Raw genomic sequence first — 9,968 nt, 5'->3', positions numbered from 1 at the left:
AATGTGGATTCGAAAAACATCGTGATTTAGTCGGTGCTATGAACATTCGATATGCACCTGTGATTGATGGTAACAGTCAATCAGCCTAAGATGCTATATGCACTGTCTTAGGAGGGGCAATGAGATGCCCTCATCTTGAAGGCTGTTCAAAACAGAAATGGACTGCGAACGCTTAGTCATTCAAGAATCCCACCCGTACACCGCAAGGTGGAAGGCTTGCGGCTTTAGCCGTGGGAGTCTCAAGTGGACTTGTACCAGATTCACACCTTCGACCCGGAGACGCCGCTGGAAGAGACGCTACGCGCCCTGGATGACATGGTGCGCTCCGGCAAAGTGCGCTATATCGGGGCGTCGAACTACGCGGCGTGGGAGCTGATGAAGGCGATCGGGATCAGCGAAAAGGAAGGCTTGAACCGCTACGTCTCGACGCAAGTCAGCTATTCGCTCGCGGATCGCACGCCGGAGCGCGAGCTGGTGCCGATGTGTCTCGATCAGGGCGTGGGCATCATCCCGTACTTCCCACTGGCGGGAGGCATTTTGACCGGAAAATATACGAGCGCAGACAAAGCTCCGGCAGGCTCTCGCGCCGATAAAGAGCCGCGCTTCGTCCAGAAGCTGAGTGCGGGAAACTTGGCGTTCGGGCAGCAAGTAAGTGCGGCAGCAGCCGAGCTGGGCGTTTCTCCGAGCGTGCTGTCGCTCGCCTGGCTGATGCACAAGCCTGCTGTCTCGACCGTGATCGTGGGGGCGACTCGCGTTGACCAGCTCACGGATAACTTGCAGAGCGCTTCGCTTGCGCTCGATGCGGCGACGATGGAAAAGCTGGACCGCCTGAGCGACCCGTACCGTCACGGGGAGCCGTTTGCGGTGTACCGCCTGTCGTAGCTTGTCTGAAATAGAAAAAAACGACGCGAGAACAGCTTACGCGTCGTTTTTTTCCTGCCTGGATATTTATTATTCGGCTGCCATGGTGCTTTCTTTGAGGATGACGTCGTGCGCTCCGCCTTCGACGAGGCTGGTAGCGGAGATCAGCGTGATGCGCGCTTTTTGCTGCAGCTCGGAGATGGACAGGGAGCCGCAGTTGCACATGGTCGACTTGATTTTGCTCAGCGTGCGGTCCAAGTTTTCGCGCAGGCTACCCGCGTATGGCACGTAGGAGTCCACGCCTTCTTCAAAGACGAGGCTGCTTTTGCCCCCTGTGTCGTAGCGCTGCCAGTTGCGCGCGCGGTTGGAGCCTTCTCCCCAATATTCTTTCACGAAGTTGTTGCCGATCTTCACTTTTTTGGTCGGGCTTTCGTCGAAACGGGCGAAGTAACGGCCCAGCATGACGAAGTCTGCGCCCATTGCCAGCGCGAGCGTCACATGGTAGTCGTGCACGATGCCGCCGTCGGAGCAAATCGGTACGTAAATGCCGGTTTCCTTGAAGTATTCGTCGCGCGCTGCCGCCACTTCGATTACAGCGGAAGCCTGGCCGCGTCCGATCCCTTTTTGCTCGCGGGTGATGCAGATGGAGCCGCCGCCGATGCCGACTTTTACGAAGTCTGCGCCCGCTTCTACGAGGTAGCGGAAGCCTTCCTTGTCGACGACGTTACCAGCGCCGATCGGCACGTTGAAGTTTTGTTTGACAAACTGAACCGTGTCGCGCTGCCATTCGGAGAAGCCGTCGGAGGAGTCGATCACGAGGATGTCGACGCCTGCTTCCACCAGGGCAGGAACGCGCTCCTGATAGTCTTTCGTATTGATGCCCGCTCCTACGATATAGCTTTTATTGGCGTCCAAAAGCGACAGCGGGTTGTTTTTGCGGGAGTCGTAGTCCTTGCGGAAAACGAGGAAGTCGAGATTTTGGTTGTCGTCCACGATCGGGAGGCAGTTGAGCTTGTGCTCCCAGATCAGGTCGTTTGCTTCGGAGAGCGTGATGCCGGATTTGCCGTAGATCAGGGAGGAGAACGGCGTCATGATATCGCTCACAGGCTTGTCCAGCGAGTCGCGGCTGATGCGGTAGTCGCGTCCGGTAACGATTCCGAGCAGCTTGCCTTTGGCGGAGCCGTCTTCGGTCACCGCTACTGTGGAGTGGCCTGTCTGTTCTTTCAGTTCCAAAATATCTTTCAATGTGTGGCTTGGCGTCAGGTTGGAGCGGCTCACGACGAAGCCTGCCTTGTGGTTTTTCGCTTTGCGAACCATGGTCGCCTGGCTCTCGATCGACTGGGAGCCAAAAATAAAGGAAATACCGCCACATCTAGCCAATGCGACCGCCATATGATGGTCGGAAACTGCTTGCATGACTGCGGATGAGAACGGTATGTTGAGTTTGATCGCTGGTTTTTCGCCTTTTTTAAACTTGGTAATCGGAGTGGATAAGTCCACATTGTTTGGGGTGCATTCTTTTGTGGTCAGGTTCGGAAGCAGCAAAAACTCGTTAAACGTCCGAGATGGTTCTGTGTAATAAAAAGCCACAAGTCTCTCCTCCTGTATGATCTTTATTAGAGAAATTTTTATCATGGTAACCGCCAAGCGTAAGAACGTCAATAGGGAATCGAAAGAAGGGGTGTTTTTGCCGTGATTTTGCCGATGAATCGTGAACAAGTTCGTTCGCTCGCGCCCATTTCGCTGGAGCAGTCGTACATATTGTACGGCAATGTGGCGTTGCGGGCGGAGCGGAGCTTATTTGCGGCAGATGTGGAGGAGGGAGAGCTGCGGGCGGTTGGCTCGTATTTGCAGGGGATGCCGTTCCATGCGTTTTCCTTGCAGCTTTTTGCCGCTGAAAGAGACTACGAGGTGACGGAGATGCTGAATTATTTTCGCGAGCATCCTGCTGTCGATCTGGCTGCCGGGCAGACAGGGGTGTTCGCTGTGCCTCACGCTTGCCTCAAGCGGGTGACGATTCCAGGGACGCTGTCGCAAAGGGAAATGCAACTGATGAAGCTGGTCCGGCCGGAGAAGTTGCTTGCGCCGGGGGAATCTCGCCTGCTCGCATCGGCTGAGGCCGAGGTCGCCGTGGAGCTGGCGCAAAGAATCGGCATGATTAGCTTTCGCGCCGAGGAAGTGGTCGAGATGCCGCACATCGCGCTTTTTTCCGAGCAGGACGAGCCGATGGCCTTGGCAGGCTTTCACGTGTACGAAGAGGCGTTTGTGGAGATCGGGAACATCGGAACGAGCGAAAAGCATCGGCAAAAAGGGCTGGGGACGCAGATTACGTCCGACGTCAGCCGACTGGGCCTGGAAAAGTCGCCAAACGTCTATTTGATGGTGTTTGCCGACAATCCGCAAGCGATTCGGGTCTATGAAAAGCTCGGCTACGAGACAGTGTCTAGCTATGCTTTTGTCGAATTTGCTTTATAGGCAAGCGCGCAAAAAAAGAGCGATTTGGCCTCGATGGTTGGTTGCATCGGGCGAATCGCTCTTTTTGCTACTGGCTCTGTCAGCCTTTGAACGAGACGGGAATCGTCATGGTGAAGCAAGGCCCGTCCGCGTCATTGCGGGCATCAATCGTGCCTTTGTGGGCTTCGAAGACGGCGCGGGCAATCGCCAGTCCAAGGCCGTGCTTGCCGGATTTGCCTTTGCGGAAGCGCTGGAACAAGTTCGGCAGCAGCGCCTCCTCGATAGGCGGACCGTCGTTGGAGATGCTCACGACTACGTTTTGCCCAAGCTGTCGGCCGGTGATGGTCAGCCGGCTTTTGGCATAGCGCAGTTGGTTTTCCATGATGTTGACAAAAGCGGTGCTGAGCTGCTCGCCGTCGCCTTCCACGATCAAGTCGGGGGGCACGTTCACTTGCCACTCTACTTGCGGATTGAGCACGGAGAGCCGTTGCCGCAGCAAATGCATCATCTCCGACAGGTCGACGCGCCCTACCTGCATTATTTGGGAGACGGATTCGATTTTGGTCAAATACAACAACTGGCCGACGACCTTTTCCAGCCGTTTGCTCTCTTCCATGATGATCGCCAGCCCTTTTTCCGCTTGCGGTCCCTGGAAGACGCCCTCGATCAAGCCTTGGGTATAGCCCTGAATCGCCATGATCGGCGTTTTCAGCTCATGGGAAATGTTTTGCACAAAATGGCGCTGTGATTCGTCGTATTCCTTCAACTGGTTTTTCATCGTATCAAATGAGCGGGCGAGCTGGCCGATCTCGTCGCCGCGATCCATCACGAGCGGAATGTCGAACTGGCGGCGGGCGATCTTTTTGCACAGCTCGTCCAGACTGCGCAGCGGCCTGCTCAAATATCCGCTGAACCAGACAGCGAGCAGCCAGCTAACGAGCAAAAGCAGGCTGAAAATCAGCAAAAACTGCCGGGTGAGGATCGCGTTGATCTGATTCAGCTCTTTTTCCTTGGAGAACAGCACCATGTAGTACGGAAAGCCGTGATAGTCCATGCGCTTGCTGACGAACAGGTAGTTTTCGTCGCCGCGACTCAACGTGCCGTGTTGCAGTTGGCCGTTCGGGTGCGCGGCAGCCTTGAGGAACAATTCCCGCGCTTCCTCATACGGAATCCGCCCGCTGCTGCTGCGGCTGCCTAGCTCTCGTCCGTTTTCGGCGTAGACGATCATGTCAAACGAGTATTCGTAGCGGGAAAGCAGCAATTGCAAAAAGTAAGGAGCCGCAGCCGGAACGGGCAAAAGCTCGTTGTGTTCATTGAAGGAAATATGCTCGGACAACGTGTAAAACTCGTCCTCCAGCAGCGCGTACGTGTTGGAGACGAGGTATTGTTTGACGGCCAGCGGATAGCCGATGCCAAGTCCAATGCCCAGTACACTCGTCAACAGCATGAACAAAATGAGAATTTGCCGGGAGAGCGGCAAGTTTTTCAGCCGAAATTTGCTCATACGCGCGTCATCCGGTAGCCGAAGCCATAGACCGTTTCGAGTGGAAACTTGGGCATTTTTTTGCGGATTCGCTTGACCAGGTCATCGACGGCACGGTCGGAGCCGATGTAATCCTCGCCCCAGATCGAGGTCAGGATTTGCTCGCGATTCAGCGCCAGTCCCTGGTTGTGCAAAAGGTAGACGATCAGCTCGAACTCTTTGGTCGTCAAATCAATCAGTTCGTCGCCTTCTTTTACTTGCCGTCCTTTTTCTGAGATCATATAAGGACCGACCGTTACCCAATCCTGGAAAGTCTGCGGCGACACGACGGCAACACCTGGCTTTTCATAGGTGCGCTGCAAAAGCTTTTTCGCGCGAATGACCAGCTCGCGAGGCAAAAACGGCTTGGCGAGATAGTCGTCGCTGCCCAACTCCAGACCGATGATTTTATCCACGTCCTGGTCGCGGGCCGAAATGAAAATGATCGGGACGTTCGATTTTTGGCGGATGAGCCGGAGCAGCTCGTAGCCGTCGATATCCGGCATCATGATGTCCAATATCCACAAATGGGGCTGAGTTTCTTCATCAAGCAGCGGCAGCACCTCGGTGCCGCTGGAAAATGCCTTGACCTGCAATCCGGCGCTTTGCAAGTACGATTGCAGCAATTCTAGCAGGTTGGTTTCATCGTCCACCAGATAGACAAGGTAGGGGGTGTTCATGGTTTTGCCCTCGCTTTGCATCTGTTTTCCATTATTGTAGCATAGCCAAAAACGAGATGTGTGGGAGGCGCGTAAGAGAATCGTGGAAAACGTGTGGAAGCAGGAATCCCATCCAGTCTCACGAAAAAGAAGTAGGGAAAAAACGGCACCGACAGATGGAAAGGAGCGATTTCATGAAACGACAGACGAAAACGTCACTCATGCTACTATCCTTGCTGCTATTTGTTACGGCTTGCGCCACGCAGCCGGTGGATACGCAGCCTACTCCGGCTCCAGAGCAGCCGACCGCTCCTACCGTGCAAACGCCGCCGGAGGCGAACCAACCGATCCAATACCCGTACACTGCCCCGTTGACAGGACTCGGCAGTCAGGAACGACTGGACAGCAAGCGCCCGATCATGGTCATGATTAACAACGCGCCGCCAGCGCGGCCGCAGACAGGGCTGAACAAGGCGGACATTATCTACGAAGTGCTGGCCGAGGGCGAGATGACTCGCTTTTTGACGATTTACCAAAGCCAGCAGCCGGACGTCATCGGGCCTGTTCGCAGCATTCGCCCGTATTTCATTCAGCTCGGCATCGGCTTTGACGCTGTGCTCGTCCATGCAGGCGGCAGCCAGGAAGCGCTGGAAACGCTGGCGCGGTCCGACTACAGCCATCTGGACGAAATCCCGAACGGCCGCTACTTCTGGAGGGAGAACTTCCGCAAAATGCCGCACAACCTCTACACCAAGCCAGAGCTGATCCAGCAGGCGATGGAGGACAAAGGCATGCGCCCAACCGCTGAAGTGCCTCACTTCACGTTCCTGCCCGCAGATGCAAAGATCAAGGAAGGCGAGCCGGCGACACAGGTGGATTTGACGTTTCACTCGTTGAACAAGGCTGCCTTTACATACGATGCCGAACAAAAGAAATACATGCGCTTCACGGCTGGCAAGCCGCATGTCGATCTGAGCGACAACAAGCAGCTTTCGACGACGAATTTGCTGGTCATCTCGGCCAAGCACCGCGTCCTCGACAGCGAGGGCCGCAGACAGGTCGATGTAGTCGGCCCGGGAGACGGTTATTTGTTCCAGCAGGGCAAAGCCCGCAAAATCAAGTGGAAGCGCAGCAACGGCGTCATTCGTGCCTACGAGGACGTTGCGCTGACGCAGGAGGCGCCGCTTTTGCCGGGAAATACATGGGTGGAAATCCTCCCGACTACCCCGGATCTGTCGCAATCGTTGAAGTTCCAGTAGGGATTGGGGCTTGCGGATGAAGGCGGTTTCTTCTAAGATTAATTGTAAGGCTTTAGTGCTTAAAAATTGTACAGCGAGAAACCGTCCGGAAGACGGAGACCATAATCGGGGTGACGAACATGCAACTGGAAAAACTGAAGGGGAAAGGGATTGAACAGCTTTTTGAAGCGATTCTGTCTCTGGAAACAATGGAAGAGTGCTATCAATTTTTTGACGATTTGTGCACGGTAAACGAAATGCAGTCGCTGGCGCAGCGGCTGGAAGTAGCGCGCATGCTTCGCAAAGGCTTTACCTACAACCAGATCGAAGCGGAGACCGGGGCCAGCACAGCCACCATCTCCCGCGTCAAACGCTGCCTGAACTACGGCAACGACGGATATCAGATGGCGCTGGAGCGCATTGGAAAATAGCTAGGAGGCAGGCAACGTTGATTGACTATCGCAGTTGGCGCCATACGTTTAAACTGGACCCGGACAAAACGATCGACGACGAGGCGCTGGAACTGATTTGCGAGTCCGGTACCGATGCGATTATTGTCGGCGGCACGTACGGCGTGACATTCGACAACACGCTCGATCTGATGTCCCGCATCCGCCGCTACGCGGTTCCGGCTGTGCTGGAGATTTCTTCGCTCGATGCGGTTGTGCCCGGATTTGATTCGTATTTGATCCCGCTCGTGCTGAATGCGGGTGATCCTGACTGGACGTTTACGCCGCACGTCACCGGGCTGAAAGCATATGGCGCCTATATTCACTGGGACGAGATCATTACGGAAGGGTATCTCATCGCCAATCCCGCAGCAGGAGTGGCCGAGCTGACGCGCGCGCGGCCGATCGCAGACGCCGCAGAAGCGAAGGCATACGCGCAAGTCGCGACCAAAATCTGCCGTTTGCCTGTCGTCTATTTGGAGTACAGCGGCACCTACGGCGATCCTGCTATCGTCAAGGCGTGCAAGGCAGGGGCCGACGAAGCCCACGTCTTTTACGGGGGCGGCATTCGCACTCCGCAGCAAGCGGCGGAAATGGCGGCGATTGCCGACACGGTAGTCGTGGGCAACGTGATTTATGACGACCTGCAAGCAGCTTTGGCGACAGTGGCTGCCGTGAAGGGTGAACAATAGCAGACAGAAGACGAGAGCCAGAATGATGGAAGGCTCTCTTTTTTTGCGAAAGCATATATTTTGGAAGAAAATGGGTTGGGGCGCAGCCGCGTGACAGATCGTGCAGGCTGCTTTTTTGTTGCCTTGTTTAGCTGGAAGCGAGCAAGGTTCGGGTATTCTGACATAAGAAAAAATGAGCAGCCGTGCATGATTAGCAGCAGGTGGACCGGTTCGTTTAATTTTGGAAACGGCGGGGAAACTAACCGAAAATCTGGTAAGGGGCAGAATATAGATGATATCCGATTTCAAGCGCTTCCTGATCGGAAGACCGATGAAAACAAACGAGCTTGCAGCAGAAAAATTAAGCAAAGTAAAAGCGTTAGCGGTCCTTTCATCTGATGCGCTATCTTCCGTAGCTTACGGAACCGAGCAGATTCTTCTCGTATTAATAACGGTGGGCGCTGCAGCGCTATGGTATTCCATCCCGATCTCGATTGCCGTTGTCGGCCTGTTAACTATCCTGATTTTGTCCTACCGCCAAACGATATTCGCTTATACGACAGGCGGCGGAGCATACATTGTGGCAAAGGACAATTTGGGAACCACGACAGGGCTGGTTGCAGGCGGTTCCTTGCTCGTGGATTACATTTTGACTGTGGCGGTGAGTACGTCCGCTTCCACAGACGCGATTACATCGGCATTTCCGGCTCTGCATGAACATCGCGTGCTGGTTGCCCTTCTGATGATTTTCATTGTCACGCTCTTGAATTTACGGGGCATCACGGAGTCGGCTACGATTTTAATGTACCCCGTGTATTTTTTTGTCGTAGCCATTCTCGCCTTAATCATTGGCGGCGTGTATCAATGGATAGCCGGGAACGTTCACACGCCATCTCCCGAATACGGCGCAGTTGTTCCAGGCATTACGTTATTCCTGCTTTTGCGGGCTTTTAGTTCAGGCTGCTCGGCATTGACAGGGGTAGAAGCTGTCTCCAACGCCATTCCGAATTTCAGGGAGCCAGCACCGAAAAACGCAGCTTTGACGCTTATCACCATGGGATTGATCCTTGGCATTATGTTCATGGGAATCAGCCTGCTGGCTTACGCGTACGGGATTGCGCCGAGTCCAAAGGAAACAGTAGTGTCGCAAATCGCTTCAACGGTTTTTGGGCGCGGAATCGTGTACTACTTCATTCAGGCTGTTACAGCGCTTATTTTGTTCCTTGCAGCCAATACGGCTTTTGCGGCCTTTCCTTTGCTTGCCTTTATGCTGTCGAAGGACAGATTCATGCCCAACATGTTTATGGTCCGGGGAGATCGTCTGGGGTTTTCGAACGGAATCATTTTTTTGGCGATTCTTTCAGGAATCTTAATTATTGCGTTTCAAGGAGAAACAGAAAATCTGATCCCGTTATACGCGCTTGGTGTGTTTATCCCGTTTACGCTGTCACAGGCAGGGATGATGAAGCGATGGATCACGAAAAAACCGCCAGGCTGGCTCACGCCTTTTCTGATTAATACGTTGGGCATGCTCACGACCTTGACGATTTGCCTGATCTTCTTGCTTACCAAGTTCACGCAGGTGTGGTCGATTTTTATTTTCCTGCCCATCGTCATTTTTATCTTCCGCAAAATTAACAGGCACTACAGAGATTTGGCCGATGAGCTGCGGCTGGATGTTGAAACCGATAAGCCGGAGCCAAAAGGCAGTGTCATTGTGATCCCGGTGGCGGGCATATCGCAGGTGGTAAAAAACACGATCAGTTATGCGCAATCATTGACGGACGACATCGTGGCTGTCTATGTAGGATTCAGTGATGAGGACATGAAAAAAATGGAGGAAAAATGGGCGCAGTGGAATCCGGGAGTGCGCTTGATTGTTTTGCGTTCGCACTACCGTAGTATCATCAGGCCGTTGTTTAAGTTTATTGACACGGTGGAATGGAAAAAGGCCGAAACCGACCATGTTACGGTCATGATTCCACAGTTTATTACAAAGCGCTGGTGGCATAACCTGCTGCATAACCAGACGAGTTTGCTGATTCGGGCGTATTTATTTGCCAGGCAGGATGTGAAAATCGCTACGGTGCCGTATCGGTTGAAGAAGTGAGGCG

At 54.0% G+C, this 9,968-nt stretch carries 8 protein-coding genes and 2 pseudogenes; 7 read left to right on the top strand and 3 right to left on the bottom strand.

The window, feature by feature from the left end:
• Together AC27IT_RS13560 and AC27IT_RS13555 are read left to right on the top strand one after the other, a co-directional pair.
• Positions 1-89: pseudogene (locus AC27IT_RS13560) on the top strand (RNA-guided endonuclease TnpB family protein); the annotation flags it as partial.
• Positions 90-243: 154 nt separating this feature from the next.
• Positions 244-882: pseudogene (locus AC27IT_RS13555) on the top strand (aldo/keto reductase); the annotation flags it as partial.
• A gap of 69 nt (positions 883-951) precedes the next feature.
• Here AC27IT_RS13555 and AC27IT_RS13550 read toward each other — a convergent pair.
• Positions 952-2,451 carry an IMP dehydrogenase gene (locus tag AC27IT_RS13550; RefSeq protein WP_005833458.1) on the bottom strand — a complete coding sequence of 500 codons (1,500 nt, stop codon included), beginning with the start codon at positions 2,449-2,451 and terminating at the stop codon, positions 952-954.
• Positions 2,452-2,553: 102 nt separating this feature from the next.
• Between AC27IT_RS13550 and AC27IT_RS13545 the strand changes: the two genes are divergently transcribed.
• Complete coding sequence (locus AC27IT_RS13545) at positions 2,554-3,336, top strand: GNAT family N-acetyltransferase (RefSeq protein ID WP_221843222.1); 783 nt, start codon at positions 2,554-2,556, stop codon at positions 3,334-3,336.
• A gap of 79 nt (positions 3,337-3,415) precedes the next feature.
• Here the strand turns inward: AC27IT_RS13545 and AC27IT_RS13540 are convergent, their stop codons facing one another.
• Together AC27IT_RS13540 and AC27IT_RS13535 are read right to left on the bottom strand one after the other, a co-directional pair.
• A complete protein-coding gene (locus tag AC27IT_RS13540) occupies positions 3,416-4,819 on the bottom strand; it encodes a sensor histidine kinase (protein WP_005833460.1) in 1,404 nt (467 codons plus the stop codon).
• Positions 4,816-5,517: a response regulator transcription factor gene (locus AC27IT_RS13535; protein ID WP_005833461.1), complete on the bottom strand. Its 702-nt coding sequence runs from the start codon at positions 5,515-5,517 to the stop codon at positions 4,816-4,818. The genes AC27IT_RS13540 and AC27IT_RS13535 overlap by 4 nt, the downstream gene beginning before the upstream one ends.
• 173 nt (positions 5,518-5,690) lie before the next feature.
• Between AC27IT_RS13535 and AC27IT_RS13530 the strand changes: the two genes are divergently transcribed.
• From AC27IT_RS13530 to AC27IT_RS13515, 4 genes are all read left to right on the top strand, one after another.
• The gene (locus AC27IT_RS13530; RefSeq protein WP_025847306.1) at positions 5,691-6,755 is read left to right on the top strand and encodes a DUF3048 domain-containing protein; all 1,065 of its coding nucleotides are present in this window, start codon (positions 5,691-5,693) and stop codon (positions 6,753-6,755) included.
• 119 nt (positions 6,756-6,874) lie between these two features.
• Positions 6,875-7,165: a YerC/YecD family TrpR-related protein gene (locus AC27IT_RS13525; protein WP_005833464.1), complete on the top strand. Its 291-nt coding sequence runs from the start codon at positions 6,875-6,877 to the stop codon at positions 7,163-7,165.
• Between the two features lie 17 nt (positions 7,166-7,182).
• Complete coding sequence (gene pcrB, locus AC27IT_RS13520) at positions 7,183-7,875, top strand: heptaprenylglyceryl phosphate synthase (protein WP_005833465.1); 693 nt, start codon at positions 7,183-7,185, stop codon at positions 7,873-7,875.
• A gap of 271 nt (positions 7,876-8,146) precedes the next feature.
• Entirely contained in the window at positions 8,147-9,964 is a 1,818-nt protein-coding gene (locus tag AC27IT_RS13515) for an APC family permease (protein WP_221843224.1), read from the top strand.
• The last annotated feature ends 4 nt before the right edge of the window (positions 9,965-9,968 follow it).

The organism is Brevibacillus sp. YAE8, from assembly GCF_057543335.1.
Note: the sequence above shows the minus strand (reverse complement) of the source record. Positions and strands in the feature narration are given on the sequence as shown.